The organism is Myxococcus sp. CA023 (assembly GCF_010998615.1).
Taxonomy (GTDB): Bacteria; Myxococcota; Myxococcia; order Myxococcales; family Myxococcaceae; genus Myxococcus.
The window spans coordinates 44,189-60,913 of sequence record NZ_JAAEAH010000047.1; the positions used below are offsets into that span (position 1 = coordinate 44,189).

Below are 16,725 nucleotides of genomic sequence, written 5' to 3' on the forward strand. Positions count from 1 at the left end.
GTCATGGGGTGGACGGCCGCGCGTACACTTTCACGCCGTACAGAATGTTCCAGTGCTCCAGGTGGAAGTAGCGCCCACCGACGAAGGGAGGCTGGCGCCCGTCAGGAGACGGCAGCAGCTCCAGGGCGATGGTGCCCGTCTCCGCGCGCCAGCGGGGCACGGCGTAGGGCCTCGAGGAACCCATGGCCGGCGACACCACGGGGACTCCGAAGCCCGTCGTCCGCAGACGCCCGGCGCCCTGCAACTGGAAGGAGGAGGTCATCTCCAGGACGCCGTCCAGGCGCAGGCGGCCGCTCGCCGCCGAGTACCGGAGCAGCTCCAGGTTCTGCGTGCCGGGGGCGGCGCGCACCCACAGCACGCCCTCCTCGTGGCCCACGGGCAGTCCGGGGACGCTGTGGCAGGGCTCGTCGGGGACGGGCTGCGGCGCGCCCGCGGTGTCGAGCTGGTAGGGGCAGGCCTCGATGGCCATGGTGGCGGGCGCTGGCGCCTCGGCGATGCGGACCACCAGAAGCCGCTCGCCCGCGCGCATCAGCAGCGAGGGGATGTCATCGCTGAACGTGGCCAGCCGCGAGGGGGGAACGGGGGTGGAGCCCGTGGCGCGCAGCCCCTCCTCCTCCGAGAAGGCGTAGCGGTGCAGATGCGTTTCATCCAGCAGCAGCAACTCACTCGCGGTGGCGAGCCGCGCATGGGGCGGCGCCTCGGCGGGCGCGCCGGTGGCGGGGAAGGGCGCATCGGCGGAGGTCGCGAGGGGCCCGCTTCCCGGGTCGACATAGCGGCGCACCCGGGCGGCCTCCGTCACCCACACCACGTCGCCGGCCACGACGGCGGGGGCGAAGTAGTCGCCCAGGGGCTGGGGCTCCTGGTCCGGCGTGCGCAGTGCCTGGCTGCCGCACAGCCACGTTCCCGACGACGTCCGGTCCACGCCAAGGCACTCCACCACGGTGGACAAGTCCGCCAGGGGCGCCTGGGCGCTGTGGTCCTCCACCACGTAGAGGGAGGACTGGCGGACGCTGCCCACCGGAGAGAAGGAGACGACGAGGTGGTGGCGCCCCGTCTGCTCCGGCGTGAACCGCACGATGGCGGACGTCCCATGCACCCCTAGCTCCGCGGTGGCGGGGACCACGCGGTTCTGCGGGTCCCTCACCTCCACGGAGACGGACTGCGCCCGGTCTTCCTGCGAGGAGCCACACCTGCTGAAGACGCCGTGGACGGTGAGCGCCTGCGGCTGGCCCACGCCGACCATCGCGCCGTCGAAGAGAGGGGATGGCGCGTGCTCCTCGCAAGGGCCCATGGGGCACCCCACCCCCGTGCCCACCGCCAGCAGCACCGTCAGCAGCCGAAGGACCTGGGGTGCCTGTCTCACGCGCGCTCCACGGCCCGCTTCCACTTGGCCAGGTGCCGCTCGCGGGCATCCGACTTCATCTTCGGCTTGAACGTCTTCTCCGCCTTCCACGCGCGGCGGATGGCCTCGGGGCTGTCCCAGATGCCCGCGCCCAGGCCGCCGAGGAAGGCCGCGCCCAGGCTCGTCGTCTCCAGGTTGCGCGGGCGCACCAGCGGCACGCCCAGCACGTCCGCCTGGAACTGCATGAGGAGGTTGTTGGCCGCCGCGCCGCCGTCCGCCTTGAACACGGGGATGTCCCGCCCGCTGTCGCGGCGCATGGCCTCCGCCAGGTCATGAATCTGCAACGCGATGCCCTCCAGCACCGCGCGCGCCATGTGGGCCACGGTGGTGGAGCGGTCGATGCCGGCGAAGAGCCCGCGCGCCTCGGGCCGCCAGTGTGGCGCGCCCAGGCCGGCCAGCGCGGGCACGAAGACGACGTCCCCGGAGTCCTTCACGCTGGCGGCCAGCGCTTCGATGTCCGGCGCGCGCTTGATGACCTTGAGCCCGTCGCGCATCCACTGCACCGCCGCGCCGGCGATGAAGCTGCTGCCCTCCAGCGCGTACGTGGTGGTGCCCGTCCCGCCCAGTCGCCACGCCACGGTGGTGAGCAGGCCCGCCGACGAGCGCACCGGCTCCGAGCCGGTGTTCATCAGCAGGAAGGCGCCGGTGCCATAGGTGCACTTGGATTCGCCGGGCTCGAAGCACGCCTGGCCGAAGAGCGCGGACTGCTGGTCTCCCGCCATGCCCGCCACGGGGATGCCGTCCGGCAGGCTGCGCATGCCACGCGTGGTGCCGTACACCTCCGCGGAGCCGCGAATCTGCGGCAGGCACGCGGCCGGGACGGACAACATCGCGCGCATCTCGTCGCTCCACTGGAGCGTCGTCAAATCCATGAGCAGCGTGCGGCTGGCGTTCGACACGTCGGTGACGTGCGCCGCGCCGCCGGTGAGCTTGTAGACGAGCCAGGTGTCGATGGTGCCGAAGCACACGTCGCCCTTCTCCGCCTTCGCGCGCGCGCCCTTCAGGTGGTCGAACATCCACGTGAGCTTGGTGCCGGAGAAGTACGGGTCCACCACGAGCCCCGTCACCTCGCGCACGCGCGGCTCCACGCCTTGCTCCTTGAGCCGGCGGCACTGCTCGGCGGTGCGGCGGTCCTGCCAGACGATGGCGTGGGACAGCGGCTGTCCGCTGCCGCGCATCCACAGGCCCGTCGTCTCGCGCTGGTTGGTGATGCCGATGGCGGCGATGTCCTTGCCGCGAAGGCCCGCGCCCTTCAGCGCCCGGGCGATACACCATTCACTGCTGGCCCAGATTTCATCCAGGTCGTGCTCCACCCAGGACGGCTTGGGGAAGTGCTGGGTGAACTCCTTGTAGGAGCGGCCGACCACCTGCAGCTTCGTGTCGAGGATGGAGACGTGCGTTCCAGTGGTGCCCTGGTCCAGGGCCAGGACGTACTTCGCCTTCGGCATGGGGTGTGCCCTCCCTATGGTGGATGCCAGCGGGGAGGGACCCTACTCCAGTCGAGGGGCCGGGCAGGCGAGCTTCCTGCCCGGCGGCGCGGCTAGTAGCCGTAGGGGCGCCGGTTTCCGAGCACCTTCCGGAGGCCGAACGCGGCCAGCCCGCCCAGGGCGATGCGGCCCAGCGAGCTGCCGAACACGCCGCTCGAGGCCGCCCGGCCGCGGCCGTAACCGCCGAGGCCCCGGCGTCCATACCTGCTCCGGCCACGGTTCCATCCACCGAAGCCCGAGCTGCGACGATTCCCCAAGATGTTGTCCAGTAGCGACATGGTGGCTCCTCTGTTCGTCGATGCGTTGAGAGCCCACGCCGGGGCGGAGATGCCCCGCGGGCGCGGAGTGCCCTCAAGTTGACGCTTCCCTCCGCCGGGGGCAGCCCTGGCCGAAGGAAGTGCCTCCCGCGCCCCTGGCAGGCACGGGAGGCAGCCAGGCGGTTTACCTACTTCCCGCTGTAGATGCCGATGGCGCCAGGGCGGACGATGGTGCCCGCCGCGTCCCGCTGGGCGCTGAAGGCCACCAGCACCTTGCGCGCGTCACCGCTGCCCACCATCTGGATGTCCCAGACGGGCAGGGCGGACAACCCTCCGAGCGCCGGGTTGTGGCTGACGAACGCCCCCTCGCCGTGCATGCGCCTCAGGCCCTTGCCCCAGCGGTGGCCAATCCAGAGGCTGCCGTCGCGCGGGTCCAGCTCCAGCGAGGAGACGTTGCGGTCGCCGTCGCCCTCCAGCAGGTAGCTCGTCACCAGCCCGGCGTCGCTCAGCTTCGCCAGGCCCCACGCGAAGCTGGACACCCAGACGGTGCCGTCCGGCATCAGCACCATGTCGCTCACCAGGTCGTCCTTGCGCTGCGCATGGGTGGGGAACTGGGGTTCGGCCACGGCGTCCGGCCACAGGTCGATGCGGTTGGCGACGTGCTTCTTCTCCTCGCTCTGCTTGCGCGCCGCCTCGAAGTTCCATGGAGCGCCGGTGCCTGCGTGGCCCACGGCGTTGGTCATGATTTTGAACCGCGTGGTCCGGATGTGCGTGCCCAGCCAGACGTCGCCGTCGGGCCGCACCGCCACGCCCCAGACGTCTCCGGCGAGCCGGCTGTCCTCGCTGGTGCCGTCGCCCATCGCGATGGCGGGATGGATGTGCTCCATGACGCCGAACTTGCAGCGCTGGCGCTTCTCGCCCCCCATGTAGACCCACGCGTTGGCGGCGATGACCTCGGCGTTGGCGCACGCCTCGCCGCCCTGGTAGTCGGGCTCACCCCACGCCAGGCCGTGGTTGGACGCGAACCACAGGCTGTTGCGTGCCTTGTCCCAGACGATGCGGTTCACCGAGCAGAGCTTCTCGCGGTGGCCGTAACCGGGCACGGAGTGCGCGGGCGAGTGGATGTCGTAGTGCACCACGCGGAGCGTCCCGTCCGCCTGGAGCTCCACGCGGTCCGCGTCACCGCTCTTGAAGATTGCGGGGTCCTCGAACACGCCGGGGGCCTTGTAGAACTCGCTCTCGCAGTTGGGCCGGCCCTCGTAGCCGACGAAGACGGTGCCCGCGGGGCCACCCGTCACCGAGAGGACCTTGAGGTAGCGCGCTTCGGGCGCTGGGTCCTTGCCCTTCCACGGCGCCCAGGGCTTCAGGCCGTCCGCCAGGGTGTAGCAACGCAGGGCGGTGGCGCCCGGACGCAGGAGGCACAGGCCGTCCTCGCCGCCCGCGACCCAGATGTTGCCTCCCTCGTCCTGGGTGACACCCAGGACCTCGCGAGGGCCGCCCTCGGCGGTACCCCAGAAGCGCCAGTTCGCGCTGTCAGGAGGAATGGGTTCGCCGCCGCCCACGGGACCGTTCGTGCCCGCGTCGGGCTCCACCGGTGGTGGGTCCACGGGCGTCCCCGAGTCCGGAACCTCTTCACCCACGGGCGGCGGCTCCTCGCCTTCCCCCGGTGGTGGATCTCCGGGTGAGGGCGGTGGCTCGTTCTCGCCGCCAATCCCATCGTCTGTGGACGGCGGCGACTGGAGCTGCTCGCCGCCATGACAGCTTAGCAGCAATGCCAGCCCGAGTACGCCCGCCAACCACTTGCCTTGTCCAAGTCCGCTCATACCTGGGTCCGCCTCCGGTGTCTGTCTTTAGACGCGTCACTTCGCGTCCTGACTTCAGAGGCAAGCAGGGTGCCAGGGGTTGAATGGCGGGCCGTGGGGTGGGGCAGGGGAAGGCCGAGGAAGCGGCAGGGCTCCGCGCTGCCCTCACGGGGAACCCGGACGCCTCATCCTCGGGGACGTGCCGTGTGTCCGTTGGCCGCGGAGGACAGGGCGCGAGGCCTGCGCACGGGCGGGAGCGCGTCGGGGTCCACGTGGTGCGCCACGCAGCCGGGCCGGAGCCGCTCGAGCTTCCGGGCCTCCTGGAGCCCCAGGCCCGGGTTGCCGTCGAACCAGACCTCCCGCAGGTTCTTGAAGGCGGCCAGGATTTCGACGCCCTCCGCGCCCACGCGGGTCTGCACCAGCCGGAGTCTTGGGACGGCGCCGATGTCCGTCTGCTCCCGCAGCGTGTACAGCATCGCCGTGTCGACCGCACCGCCGAGCATCTGGAACTCCTCCGTCGGCGTCAGCGCGCTCAAAATCTCCATGTCCAGGAAGCGCGCGTCCCGCAGCACCAGCTCCCGCAGGTGGCCGTCGTCGCGCGTGTTGAGGCCGTAGACGAGCTCGCCCTTCAAGCCCCGGCGCTGGATGCGTCCGTCGGGGAACCAGGACGTGTACTCACCGCCGTCCACGTGCATCTTGGGTTGTCCCGACACGTACCAGCGCCGCTCGGACACCTCGGTGGCGAAGCCCCCCGCGTATTCCACCTCGGAGGTACAGTAGCCGTTGCGCGTGAAGGCATAGGCGACGCCCGTGAAGGGCCGGCCCTGGAAGAGGCGAGGGCCGTAGTCCTCGGGCATCTCCAGCAGCGCGCTGTTCACGCGCAGCCCGCCTTCGGGCAGCGGGAGCCAGTCGGGGGAGGGGCCGGTGATGACACCTTCCGACGCCGCCATCAGCGAATCCAGCGTGCCGTCGTGCCTCAAGGAATACGCCAGGCCCGAGAAGAGCGCCTTGCCGTGTCGCAGTCTGCCGTCCACGCCCCGAATCAGAAAGCTTGCTCGCATCCGTTGCATGGTCCGCTCCCATTCTCACCGGGCACGCGCCGGTGAAGGCCCCTGACACCTGCTTCGTGCCACTGGAGCGGAGGCCCGGGCAATCCAGGCAGGCGGCAAAGCGTTTGCCCTGGCCGTTCGGCGATTCCGGCTGTCTGGAGTTGGCGAACGGGATGCCCCCGGGTTGGAGGCGAGGATGGGCTACCGGATGTTCTGCGTGGTTTGCGCATCCGGCGTGCCTCGCGCCTGGGACTCCCTGCGCCGAGGCCCCTGCGTGTCCGCGTAGCCCGTCAGCTCTACATACCCGCGCCCCGTGAAGGGCTGGCCCGCGCGCGTCCCTTCCAGGCCTACCGTGCCTTCCCAGTACAGCACGCTGACGGGGAGCTCCTGGTCCGCCAGGCGCGGTGTCACGGTGAGGTCCAGGCCCAGCGAATCCGCCTGCATGCGCCAGCGTGACGGGTACTCGCCGCCACTGCGTGGGCTCTTCCAGGTGTCCAGCACCGTGAGCTTCATGTCGTCGCGGCCCACGCGCACCGCTTCACCCGTGCCTTCGGGGGGCACCCACAGGCCGGTGCTGAACGCGTCCGCCGAGCCGTCCCGGTGACGGAGCTGGTAGTACATCAGCTCGCTGCCATCGGAGAGCTGGAGCGAGAACCAATCCCAGCCCACCTGGTTCGCGCCGAGCGCGCTGGTGCTCCACTCGCGGTCCATCCAGCTGTGGCCCTTCACCGCGTACGTGCGCCCGTCCACCCGCACCGTGCCGCGCGAGGGCATGCGCGTCATGGAGTAGTAGTAGGACGCGTTGCCGCGCTCCGCGCTCTTCTGGCTCAGGCCCCGGTCGCCCTGGAGCACCGGTGGTTTGCCCGGCTCCAGGAGCAGCTCCAGTGTCACCGTGTCCGTCCGCGCGCGCAGCCGCATGGGCCAGGTGGACGGGCCCGCGCTGGCCGCTTCCCAGTCCTCCAGCCACACCTTGAAGGGTTGCGCGGTGGCACCGGACAGTCCCAGCGCCACGCGGCTGAAGCGCTCCGAGGCGTGGAATCCGCCACTGGCCACGTCCGTCACCGCGAAGTGTCCCATGTAGACCTGGCTCGCGCCCCATGCGGAGTCACGCGGCGCGGCCTCGGGGGCCAGCGCGTTGCGGAACAGGGTGAACTGGTAGCCGAAGGCGCGCCCGTCCTCCGTCTCCAGGTTGCCCGTCCAGTACCACCACTCCGTGCGGTACTCCGGATGCGGGCCGTGGTCCTCGGGGAAGTGGAAGTCCCGAGGTTCCTCCGCGCGCGCGTAGCCCTCCGTGCTGCCGCTCATGGCGCTGGCCACGGTCAGCGTGCCGCCCTGGCGCAGCGCGGGCAGTGGTTGCTCGCGGGTGATGGCCACCACCGCCGCCGCCAGTCCCACCAACACCACCGCCGTTCCCACGACGAGTCCCCGGCCGTTGCTCATGTGTCACTCCTCCCGCAGCGCCAGCGCGGGATGGGCGCGCGCCATCTTCCAGGCGGGGTAGAGGCCCGCCAACGCCGCCGCCACCAGCGCCAGCACCACGGCCTGCACCAGCGTCTGGGGCGTCAGGGCCAGTTGCAGCGTCCAGCCGAAGGACCGCTGGTTGATGACGTGCACCAGCACGTAGGCCAGCCCCACGCCCAACGGCACGGAGAACAGTCCCGCCAGCAGCCCCAGCAGCCCTGTCTGCAGCGACACCAATCCCCAGAGTTGCTCCGGCGTCAGGCCGGTGGCGCGCAGCACGGCGAACTCGCGTGCCCGCTCCAGTTGCAGCGCCATCAGCGCGCTCAGCACTCCGACGAAGGCCACGCCAATGGCGAGCAGCCGCAGCACCTGCGTAATCGTGAAGGTGCGGTCGAAGACGTCCAGGGACGCCTGCCGCAGCGAGCGGTTGGCGCGCACCAGCAGCGCCTGGGCGTCTCCGGCGCGCTCGCGCACCGAGGCCACCAGCGCATCCACGTCCTGGCCGGGCGCCGCGTACAGCGCCACGCCGCTGATGCCCCGGTCGTCGAACCAGTGCTCGTAGGTGGTGCGTGGCATCAGCAGCGTGCCCACGTCGGAGCCGTAGTCGAAGTACACGCCCACCACGCGGAAGTCGCGGGGACCCTTGTCCGTGGCCAGTCGCACCGTGTCCCCCAGTTCCACGCCCCGGTGGAAGCCGAAGGGCTCCGAGACGAGAATCGTGTCGGGCGAGGACTCCAGCTCACGCCACGCCGTCTCCGCGTCGCCCTGCTTGAAGGTGTAGGGGCGCACCGGCGTGCGCGAGAAGTCGACGGCCATCAGGTCCGTGGGCACGCCGTCCACGCGCACGTTCGCCACGCGAAGGGTGCTGCTGCCCGCGACGCCCGGCGTGCCGCGCAGCGTCTCCGCCAGACCGGGGAGCAGCGTCGCGCCTCCGCGCCGCGCCACGAGCGAGGGCGGCGAGATGAACACGTCCGCCTGGAGTGAGGTGTCCAGCCACGACACCACCGTGCCCCGGAAGCTGGACACCATGAGGCCCACGCCCACCGTGGTGGCCACCGCCACCATCAGCGCCGCCATCGCCACGGACGTGCGGCTGAGGCTGGTGTGCACACCACGCGCGGCCATGCGCCCCAGCAGACCAAAGGCCATGCCCAGCGGTCGTGCCGCCAGCGAGGACACCGTCTGCGTGGCCCAGGGCACCAGCAGCGCCGCGCCCAGCAGCACCGAGAAGAGGCCGCCATACGCGGGAAGCAGCGCCTGGGTGGGCCACCGCAGCAGCACGGTGCCCGCGGCCAGCACCCCGAGGCCCAGCAGCGCCAGCCGGGGCGCCCGTCCGCGCGACACGTCCTCCAGCGTGGACCTGCGCATCGTCGTCACCGGCGGCGAACGCGCGGCCTCCCACGCGGGCACCAGCGCGGCCAGCAGCGTGGCGCCCAGTCCCAGCGCCAGCCCCTTGAACAGGGTGAAGGGCTCCAGCGCCAGCCGCCGCACGCTCACCACGAAATACAAATCATTGAGCGTCTGGGTGACGAGCTCCACCAGCCCTCGCGCCAGCAACACGCCCAACAGCAAGCCCGCCACGGTCCCCACCGCGCCCAGCACGGCCGCTTCGCCCAGCACCAGCGCGAAGAGCTCGCGCCGGGTGATGCCCACCGCGCGCAGGCGGCCCAGCAGGCCGCGCCGCTGCACCACGGAGAACGTCATGGTGTTGTAGATGAGGAACATCCCCACCACGAGCGCCAGCAACGACAGCGCGGTGAGGTTGGTGCGGAAGGCCCGCGTCATCTGCTCCACCGTGCCCGCCCGCGCGGCGGCGCGCACCAACTCCAGGCCTTGCGGCAGCGTGGCCGCCACGGCTTGTTCCTGCGCGTCGCCGCCGGTCAGCCGCAGGTCCACGCGCGTCAGCCGGCCGGTGTGCCCTAGCAGCTCCTGCGCGGTGGACACGTCGGTGAGCACCAGGGCCTCCAGGGCCCGCGCGGTGTCCTCGTCCGCGGGCTCCAGCAGACCCACCACGCGCAGCGGCTTCTCCAGTCCTTCCAGGCGCACCGGCAGCGTGTCTCCGGTGGACAGGCCCAGGGCGCGCGCGGCGCGGGCGCTCAGCATCACCGCGCCCGGCTCGGTGAGCAGCGCGCTCACGTTCCCCACCCCCTCGCCCCGGGCGTAGTCGCGGAACGGCCCTTCCGCGAAGGGGTCCACGCCCAGCACGGTGAGCGTGCGCTTGTCGCCCACCGCCGCCTGGACGTAGCCCTCCACCACGGGCGCGGCCACGGGGGCGCCGGGGCGCACGCGCAGCGCCTGGTACACCGCCTCCGGCACGCCCGTGGAGCCGCCCAGGAGCTGGTGCGTGGCGCGTCCGGCCACCGCGTCCGTGGAGCGCTCGAAGGCGCGCAGGGCGCTGCCGCTGGCCAGGTCGATGGACACCACCACCGCCACGCCCAGCGCGATGCCCAGCAGCGACAGGGCCGTCAGCCACGGGTGGCGGCCCAGGTGGCGCAGGCTGGAGCGGACCAGCAGCCCCTTCACAGCGCCTCCTTCATCGCGCGGATGGGCGTGTGCTCCACCTCCACCAGCCGGCCGCCCTCCATCGTCAGGACGCGGTGAGCGCGGGCCACCAGGCCGGGCTCGTGGGTGACGACGAGCGCGCAGGTGTTGCCCTTCTGGGTCAGCGCCTCCAGCAGGTCCAACACCTGCCGTCCCGTGGCCTCGTCGAGGTTGCCGGTGGGCTCGTCCGCCAGCAGCAGCGGTGGTTCATGGGCCAGCGCGCGGGCCACCGCGACGCGCTGCTGCTCGCCGCCGGACAGCCGGTCCGGGAAGCTGCTGGCGCGAGTGCCGAGCCCCACCTGCTCGAGCAACGCCCGCGCCCGCGCACTGGCCTCCGCGCCGCCCTGGCCGTTGAGCTCCAGCGGCAGCCGCACGTTCTCCTCCACCGTCAGCGTGGGGAGCAGGTTGAAGGCCTGGAAGATGAAGCCGATGCGCTCGCGCCGCAGCAGCGTGCGCTCGCGCTCGTTCATCCGTCCCAGGTCGCGGCCATCCACGCGGACCTCGCCCTGACTGGCCAGGTCGATGCCACTGATGAGGTTGAGCAGCGTGGACTTGCCCGAGCCGCTGCGCCCCAGCAGCACCACGAACTCGCCTCGGCGCAGGGAGAGCCGCACGCCGGAGAGCACCTCGCGCGTGGTGTCGCCTTCGGCGTAGGCCTTCGTGACGTCGCGCAGTTCGACCAGGGGAGGGGAGTCGGGCGGGGACATGGGGGCTTCTCCATACACGGATGCCCTGTCCGTCGCTCGACCTTCAGCGCATGCCCGCACCCCACTCAGGCGCCAGCGGCGGGCGACGCGGACTCCCACCACGAGGCGCTCCGCTGCTGCGCCAGGAAGTCTCCGACCTCCGCCGCCAGCAAGGGCCCCGCCGTGTCCCGAGGGATGACGTGATACCCCTGCCGCAGCGACAGGACGCGCACCGACGGCGCCGCGGTGAGGCGCCGTGCGAGCCACCGCCCACCCTCCGGGTCCACGACGTGGTCCTGCTCCGCCACCGCCACCAGGGTGGGGCAGCGCACGCGGGCCACGTCCCGGATGGCCAGCGTCTGCAACGTGCACAAGTCACGCAGCCGGGCTACGGGAAAGGCGGGCAGCACGGGCGCTTCCGCCAGCGCCTCCGGGGCCGAGATGTCGGTGCCCGTCTTCTCCACCCACGGACGCGTCCACTCCAGGACGGGCGTGCGCGCCAGTTGCCGGACCAGGAACATGCGCGGCCCCCGGAAGCGCACGGCGGGCGCCATCAGCGTCAGCGCGCGTATCTCCTCCGGATGCCGCGCGGCCAGCTCGAGCGCCAGCAGCGCGCCCATGGACAGACCCGCCACGAACACACTCCGGTGACCCCGGAGTGCGTGCAGGGCGTGCTCCGCCGCCGCCAACCAGTCACGCCAGGTGACGTCGAGCAGGGCCCGCGGGGTGGTGCCATGGCCGGGCAGGCGCGGCGCCACCACGCGCAGTCCACGGACCGCCAGGGCCTCTCCCAGGGGGCGTACGTCCCAGGGGCTCCCCGTGAAGCCGTGCAGGAGCAGGCACGCGTCTTCGCCCCGGCCCAGCTCGAAGGGCGCCGTCTTTCGCGGGTCCATGGAGGCGCCTTCTGGGAACGGGCTCACGCCGTGACACTGGCCACGCGCGAGCGCAGGCGCTATGCCCCCTGCCTCATGGCGGACACTCCGAAGCCCCCGGACATGCAGTTGCAGATTCAGATGGACGAAGACGTGGCCAATGGTCAGTACGTCAACATGGCCCTGGTGAACCACTCCGACACCGAGTTCACCCTGGACTTCATCTACGTCCAGCCCCAGCAGCCCAAGGCCCGGGTGCGTTCGCGCATCATCACCAACCCCAAGCACATGAAGCGCCTGGTGGCGGCGATGCAGGACAACATCCAGCGCTACGAGGCGAAGTTCGGCCCCATCGCGATTCCAGAGGAAGACGGCGGCATGCACTGAGCGCCGTTTTCATCGGGGGAAACCCGCACGTCGCGTGTTTCCACGGGCGCTTCGCTGGCCTTCGGGGCCGGTGACGCGCAGACTCGGGGTCATGGTGCTGAGATTCCTGGTCCCCTTGCTCGTATCGCTCTATGCCTCTTCCGCCGCGGCTCAGTGCCTGGGGGATGGCGTGCAGCTCTTCCCCACACCGGGCTCCATCATCCCCACCAACTCCCGCTTCCTGCTGGAAGGCGTCGGGACTGCGCGCCCCCAGGTGGCCGCGCTGGTGGGGAAGAAGCTGCGGCTGGTGTCGGACAGCCACGTCGTCGAGGTGGCGGTGCAGCGCGGCTGGGAGAGCAGCCTGGGCCGCGTCACCGTCATCCTCAAGCCAGCCGGGGCCATGGAGGCGGACAAGCGCTACACGCTGCGCGTGGATGAGGTGCTGCCCAACGTGGCGCTCCTCAACGGCCGGGGCACCATGCTGCCCGAGTGGCGCACGGGCAAGGGGCCGGACACGCAGGCCCCTCGCTGGCTCAAGCGGCCCGCCGTCTCCGAGGGCTTCCTTCGCCGCACCGCGCAGGGCACCGCCCGCTTCGTGCGGCTCAACCTGTCGCTGAAGGAGGACAGCCCGGCGTACCTGGTGGTGAAGCTGGAGCCGCGCCGTCCTGGCCCCAGCGTGCAGCAGTATGTGGTGCCGGTGAGCAACAACACCGCCTTCATCGGCCATGAGGCCTGCAGCGGCACCTTCGCCATGGAGGACGGCCGCAGCTACCGGGCCCGCATCCAGGCCTTCGACGCGGCGGGGCAGATGGCGCCGGCCGTCCCGCCCGTGGACTTCGAGGCCCCGGACGAATACTCGATGCAGCAGTAGTGCGCGGGAGTTCTCCCCGGGGCCGGGAAGTTGGTGTAGGCCTGACGCGGGCGCCTCCGCGCGCCGAGCCTTCGGGAGAGCGAATGACGACGGTGGACGTTGAGAGCCTCAAGGAGCGGATGACGGGCTTCATCCGGTCGCTGCAGGACGACATCTGCGGCGGCCTGGAGCGGCTGGACGGCTCGGCGCGTTTCCGCGAGGACTCCTGGACCCGGCCGGGCGGCGGCGGTGGACGCAGCCGGGTGCTGGAGGACGGCGCCGTGCTGGAGAAGGCCGGCGTCAACACGTCCGTGGTGTACGGCGAACTGGAGGAACAGTTCGCGCAGAAGCTCCAGGGCGAGGGCCGCCACTTCTGGGCGGGTGGCATCTCCCTGGTGCTGCACCCGCGCAACCCGCATGTGCCCACCGTGCACGCCAACTACCGCTTCATCCACCAGGGCGGGAAGGCGTGGTTCGGTGGCGGCGCGGACCTGACGCCCTACTACCTCTATGAAGAGGACGCGGCGCACTTCCACCGCGTGCACCAGGCGGCCTGTGACAAGCACGACGCGGGCTACTACCCGCGCTTCAAGAGCGCCTGCGACAAGTACTTCTACCTGCGCCACCGCGAGGAGACGCGCGGGGTGGGCGGCATCTTCTTCGAGAACATGGGCGGGGAGCTGGAGAAGGAGTTCGCCTTCATCCAGGACTGCGGCCGGGCCTTCCTGGACGCGTACCTGCCCATCGCCGAGCGGCGCAAGGACACGCCGGTGACGGAGGGGCAGCGCTTCTGGCAGGAGGTGCGGCGCGGGCGCTACGTGGAGTTCAACCTCGTCTATGACCGGGGCACCGTCTTCGGACTGGAGACGCGCGGGCGCATCGAGTCCATCCTCATGTCCCTGCCGCCACAGGTCCGCTGGCGCTACGACTACCACCCCGAGCCCGGGACGCCGGAGGCACGACTGGTGGAGGTGCTGCGCCAGCCACGCGACTGGGCGAGAGAAGGCTGAGATGGCTTGGAACAAGTCGGACTGGAATGCGCCGGTTCGGAGGCGGGCCCCCCCCATCCTCGTCGTCGTCGTGCTCGCGGTGACCGCGGGCCACTTGCTGGTGACGCAGTGTTCAGGAAAGAGCCCCGCCACACAGGCGGCGCCCCCCAGCGACGCCGAGGCCCGCGTCAACGTGCTCGCGCTGTGTGACGCCGTCCAGGCCTACCGCGACGAGCACGGCGTCTACGTCTCCGCGGGCCCCACGCCGAAGGAGGTTCCGCGCGGCGGCAGGGCCGTGGCTTTCCCCAAGGACGAAACCTTTCACCGGATTGGTTTCGAGCCCGACGGAAAGGTCCACTTCCAGTACCAGGTGGTGGTGCAGGAGAGCCCCGTGGGCGAGCCCGAGGTGTCCTGCATCGCGCGGGGGGACTTCGACGGCGACGGGCTGAACTCCCTCTACCGCGTTCGTCTGGATGCCAACGGAATGACGACGCCCATCGAGGTGGAGCGCGCGGGCGAGTAGTCCGCCGCGCAACCCGGCGCTTCCGTCCACCGAAAATCAGGAAGCCGGGCCCCCCAAGCCAGAGTGAGGCATTGCCCATGTCCTCCTTCCGCATCCCCAACGTGATTGACCGTGCCCTCCGCTCGCTGGGGGGCGGTGGTGGCACCAGACGCCTCGAAGGTCCGGGCGCGCCGGGGCCTCAGCCCCAGGACTGGGGCCCGTCGGCGCAGCCGCCCCGGCCGGGGGACAACTTCCGCCCGCGATTGCCGCCGTCCCTGCATCCACCCATGGGCGGCCAGGAGCGCGCGCCGGTGAAGTCGGTGGCGGAGCTGGTGCCACCGGGCCTGGAGGACACGCCGGGGCAGGAGGCATTGGGGCAGCGCTTCGGGGCGGACGCGGCGCTGCTGGCCTCGCATCTGTCGCCTCCGCAGGTATCGGGCTCGGAGCGGGCCACGCGGCTGTGGGCGTTCTACACGGCCTACGCCACGGCGGCGGCGCGGCACCCGCCCCAGCCGGAGGCGCGCGAGGCCTTCCGCGAGGCGCTGGAGGGGCAGGGCTTCGCCGAACTGCGGGACGCGCACACCGGCGAGGACGGCGTGACGCGGGGCCTGTGGGTGATGGAAGCCCGCACGCCCGCCGAAGCCCGGACGCGAGCCGCCGAGGTGCGGCTGGAGCCGCCTCCCGAGGTGCGCCACTCCGAGGAAGCCGCAGCCCGGCCAGCCGAGCAGCCGCTTGTCCAGGCGGCCGGCGCCCGCGCGGCCACGGCCTTTCATGGCCCGGTCATGCCCGCGCTGCGTCCGCGCGACGAGGCCTCTTCATCGGAGGACGCGCAGCAAGACGGGGACGCCCAGCGCCGCCGCGGGACGAACCGCCGCCTGGGCGCGCGGATGCTGTGGAACGTGCTGCACCGCTTCCGCGCGGGGCCGGACGACGGGGCGGTGGCGGAGGGGCAGTGGGACCGGGTGACGTTCGGCGCACTGCTGGTGCTGCTGGCCATCGCGCTGGCCGTGGCGGCGCTCGTCAGCCTCTAGGCCCGTCGGCCCGTCGGCGGCGCCTTCGCCGGCGCGAATCTCCTTGGATTGTGTCCGCTTGTGCTAGGTTGCCGCACCTACTTGGCAACCGACGACCTCACTCTCGTCAAGCGCGTCCGGACCGGCGACCAGCGCGCTTTCAAACTCCTCGTCGAGCGTTACCAGCGCAAGGTGTACGCCGTTGCGTTGGGCATGCTGAAGGACAAGGAGGAAGCGATGGACGTCTCCCAGGAGGCGTTCGTCAAGGTCTACAAGTACCTGGACCACTTCAAGGGCGACTCGTCCTTCTACACGTGGCTCTACCGCATCACCGTCAACATCTGCATCGACGTCATCCGCAAGCGTGGCGGGGGCGGCGAGGTCGTGGAGTTCGACGAGAGCCAGTCCATGGACCTGTCCGAGGCCCGAATCGGCGCCCTGGGCAGCCGGCTGGGCACCAATCCCCAGAAGAGCGCCCTGCGCCGCGAACTGGCGGAGAAGATCCAGGAGGCCCTGGCCACGGTGCCGGAGAAGCATCGGGCCATCCTCCTGCTGCGGGAAATCGAGGGCATGTCCTACGACGACCTCGCTCGCACCCTGGACATCCCCAAGGGCACGGTGATGAGCCGGCTTTTCCATGCCCGGGCCAAGGTCCAGAAAATCCTCAGTGAATACCTGGAGTTGGACGAAGCGAAGAGCGGCGTGGGCAATGAGTGAGCGTGCCTCGAATATCTGAGGGACCGGCCCGTCCCAATTTTCGCAGCCCCTTCCAGCAAGCAGGTGGAACCAATGGCCGGTAATCCCGCGTGTGAGCGTTTCGTACCCATGCTGTCCCCGTACGTCGACGGAGAGCTGAGCTCCGGCGAGCGCGTCAACGTGGAGCGGCACCTGGCGGCTTGTCGGGACTGCACCGGGCGGGCGGCGGACCTTCGCGCGGAGTCCGGGCTGCTGCGAGTGGGCCTGGACATGGCCGTGGACGACGTGGACTTCAAGGACTTCACCCAGCGCGTCATGGCGCGGGTGACGCCGGACAAGCCGCCCCTCATGGAGCGGCTGAAGCTGGCAGTGTCCGAAATGTTCCTCTACCAGCGCACCGCGATGATTTCGTCGCTGGCCACCGCGGCCGTGCTGCTACTGGTGGGAGTGCCCCTGCTGACGAGCGACCGGGCGCCGGTGGGGTACGCCTCCGAGCGCATGACGGTGAAGTCCATCCAGCCCTACCGCAACGCCGAGGTGGCGCCGGTGGTGATGGAGACGGACAATGGGGGCACCATCATCTGGCTGGTGGACGAGGACTCGGACGTCCTGTCTCCCGGCGCGGAGAAGGGTGAGCGGCAGGACCAGACGGGGGTCGGTCAGCCAGACGCAAGCGGGCGCAACGGCCCCGCGCGCCCGGCCCCTGACGCCCCCAGGCCGTCGGGAGGTTCCTTGTGAGAAGACACGTGTCGTCG

General features: G+C 71.1%; 16 protein-coding genes. 7 read left to right on the forward strand and 9 right to left on the reverse strand.

What is annotated here, in order from left to right:
- Nucleotide 1 precedes the first annotated feature (1 nt).
- From F8M74_RS21195 to F8M74_RS21235, 9 genes are all read right to left on the reverse strand, one after another.
- On the reverse strand, nucleotides 2–1,363 hold the full coding sequence (locus F8M74_RS21195) for a hypothetical protein (protein WP_228559215.1): 1,362 nt from the start codon (nucleotides 1,361–1,363) through the stop codon (nucleotides 2–4).
- A complete protein-coding gene (gene glpK, locus F8M74_RS21200; RefSeq protein ID WP_141253976.1) occupies nucleotides 1,360–2,850 on the reverse strand; it encodes a glycerol kinase GlpK in 1,491 nt (496 codons plus the stop codon). Before glpK ends, F8M74_RS21195 begins: the two co-directional genes overlap by 4 nt.
- Before the next feature lie 92 nt (nucleotides 2,851–2,942).
- Entirely contained in the window at nucleotides 2,943–3,167 is a 225-nt protein-coding gene (locus F8M74_RS21205) for a hypothetical protein (protein WP_141253977.1), read from the reverse strand.
- A 167-nt stretch (nucleotides 3,168–3,334) separates the two neighbouring features.
- Nucleotides 3,335–4,969 (reverse strand): hypothetical protein, encoded by a 1,635-nt coding sequence (locus F8M74_RS21210; RefSeq protein ID WP_141253978.1) that lies wholly within the window; start codon nucleotides 4,967–4,969, stop codon nucleotides 3,335–3,337.
- A 164-nt stretch (nucleotides 4,970–5,133) separates the two neighbouring features.
- The gene (locus F8M74_RS21215) at nucleotides 5,134–6,009 is read right to left on the reverse strand and encodes a hypothetical protein (RefSeq protein ID WP_228559217.1); all 876 of its coding nucleotides are present in this window, start codon (nucleotides 6,007–6,009) and stop codon (nucleotides 5,134–5,136) included.
- A 189-nt stretch (nucleotides 6,010–6,198) separates the two neighbouring features.
- Nucleotides 6,199–7,437 (reverse strand): lipocalin-like domain-containing protein, encoded by a 1,239-nt coding sequence (locus F8M74_RS21220; RefSeq protein ID WP_141253980.1) that lies wholly within the window; start codon nucleotides 7,435–7,437, stop codon nucleotides 6,199–6,201.
- Between the two features lie 3 nt (nucleotides 7,438–7,440).
- Nucleotides 7,441–9,981 carry an FtsX-like permease family protein gene (locus F8M74_RS21225; protein ID WP_141253981.1) on the reverse strand — a complete coding sequence of 847 codons (2,541 nt, stop codon included), beginning with the start codon at nucleotides 9,979–9,981 and terminating at the stop codon, nucleotides 7,441–7,443.
- A complete protein-coding gene (locus F8M74_RS21230; RefSeq protein WP_141253982.1) occupies nucleotides 9,978–10,706 on the reverse strand; it encodes an ABC transporter ATP-binding protein in 729 nt (242 codons plus the stop codon). Before F8M74_RS21230 ends, F8M74_RS21225 begins: the two co-directional genes overlap by 4 nt.
- Before the next feature lie 65 nt (nucleotides 10,707–10,771).
- Entirely contained in the window at nucleotides 10,772–11,578 is an 807-nt protein-coding gene (locus F8M74_RS21235; RefSeq protein ID WP_141253983.1) for a carboxylesterase, read from the reverse strand.
- 75 nt (nucleotides 11,579–11,653) lie between these two features.
- Between F8M74_RS21235 and F8M74_RS21240 the strand changes: the two genes are divergently transcribed.
- The 7 genes from F8M74_RS21240 to F8M74_RS21270 all read left to right on the forward strand — a co-directional run bounded on the left by F8M74_RS21240 (nucleotide 11,654) and on the right by F8M74_RS21270 (nucleotide 16,708).
- Nucleotides 11,654–11,944, forward strand: coding sequence for a DUF3467 domain-containing protein (locus tag F8M74_RS21240; RefSeq protein ID WP_011556689.1), 291 nt, complete (start codon nucleotides 11,654–11,656; stop codon nucleotides 11,942–11,944).
- Between the two features lie 91 nt (nucleotides 11,945–12,035).
- Nucleotides 12,036–12,794 (forward strand): hypothetical protein, encoded by a 759-nt coding sequence (locus F8M74_RS21245; protein WP_141253984.1) that lies wholly within the window; start codon nucleotides 12,036–12,038, stop codon nucleotides 12,792–12,794.
- Between the two features lie 83 nt (nucleotides 12,795–12,877).
- Entirely contained in the window at nucleotides 12,878–13,783 is a 906-nt protein-coding gene (gene hemF / locus F8M74_RS21250) for an oxygen-dependent coproporphyrinogen oxidase (RefSeq protein ID WP_141253985.1), read from the forward strand.
- 1 nt (nucleotide 13,784) lies between these two features.
- Entirely contained in the window at nucleotides 13,785–14,285 is a 501-nt protein-coding gene (locus tag F8M74_RS21255; protein WP_141253986.1) for a hypothetical protein, read from the forward strand.
- A gap of 77 nt (nucleotides 14,286–14,362) precedes the next feature.
- Nucleotides 14,363–15,295: an Immediate early protein ICP0 gene (locus tag F8M74_RS21260; RefSeq protein ID WP_228559219.1), complete on the forward strand. Its 933-nt coding sequence runs from the start codon at nucleotides 14,363–14,365 to the stop codon at nucleotides 15,293–15,295.
- Between the two features lie 81 nt (nucleotides 15,296–15,376).
- Entirely contained in the window at nucleotides 15,377–15,991 is a 615-nt protein-coding gene (locus F8M74_RS21265) for an RNA polymerase sigma factor (RefSeq protein ID WP_171410468.1), read from the forward strand.
- Between the two features lie 72 nt (nucleotides 15,992–16,063).
- Nucleotides 16,064–16,708, forward strand: a complete 645-nt coding sequence (locus F8M74_RS21270) for an anti-sigma factor (protein WP_141253989.1) — start codon at nucleotides 16,064–16,066, stop codon at nucleotides 16,706–16,708.
- Nucleotides 16,709–16,725: the final 17 nt, after the last annotated feature.

Coding starts and splice junctions, on each gene's coding strand:
- F8M74_RS21245 (WP_141253984.1), top strand. CDS start 12,036: ATGGTGCTGAGATTCCTGGTCCCCTTGCTCGTATCGCTCTATGCCTCT.
- F8M74_RS21260 (WP_228559219.1), top strand. CDS start 14,363: ATGTCCTCCTTCCGCATCCCCAACGTGATTGACCGTGCCCTCCGCTCG.
- F8M74_RS21270 (WP_141253989.1), top strand. CDS start 16,064: ATGGCCGGTAATCCCGCGTGTGAGCGTTTCGTACCCATGCTGTCCCCG.
- hemF (WP_141253985.1), top strand. CDS start 12,878: ATGACGACGGTGGACGTTGAGAGCCTCAAGGAGCGGATGACGGGCTTC.
- F8M74_RS21215 (WP_228559217.1), bottom strand. CDS start 6,009: ATGCGAGCAAGCTTTCTGATTCGGGGCGTGGACGGCAGACTGCGACAC.
- F8M74_RS21210 (WP_141253978.1), bottom strand. CDS start 4,969: ATGAGCGGACTTGGACAAGGCAAGTGGTTGGCGGGCGTACTCGGGCTG.
- F8M74_RS21255 (WP_141253986.1), top strand. CDS start 13,785: ATGGCTTGGAACAAGTCGGACTGGAATGCGCCGGTTCGGAGGCGGGCC.
- F8M74_RS21220 (WP_141253980.1), bottom strand. CDS start 7,437: ATGAGCAACGGCCGGGGACTCGTCGTGGGAACGGCGGTGGTGTTGGTG.
- F8M74_RS21230 (WP_141253982.1), bottom strand. CDS start 10,706: ATGTCCCCGCCCGACTCCCCTCCCCTGGTCGAACTGCGCGACGTCACG.
- F8M74_RS21205 (WP_141253977.1), bottom strand. CDS start 3,167: ATGTCGCTACTGGACAACATCTTGGGGAATCGTCGCAGCTCGGGCTTC.
- F8M74_RS21240 (WP_011556689.1), top strand. CDS start 11,654: ATGGCGGACACTCCGAAGCCCCCGGACATGCAGTTGCAGATTCAGATG.
- F8M74_RS21235 (WP_141253983.1), bottom strand. CDS start 11,578: ATGGACCCGCGAAAGACGGCGCCCTTCGAGCTGGGCCGGGGCGAAGAC.
- glpK (WP_141253976.1), bottom strand. CDS start 2,850: ATGCCGAAGGCGAAGTACGTCCTGGCCCTGGACCAGGGCACCACTGGA.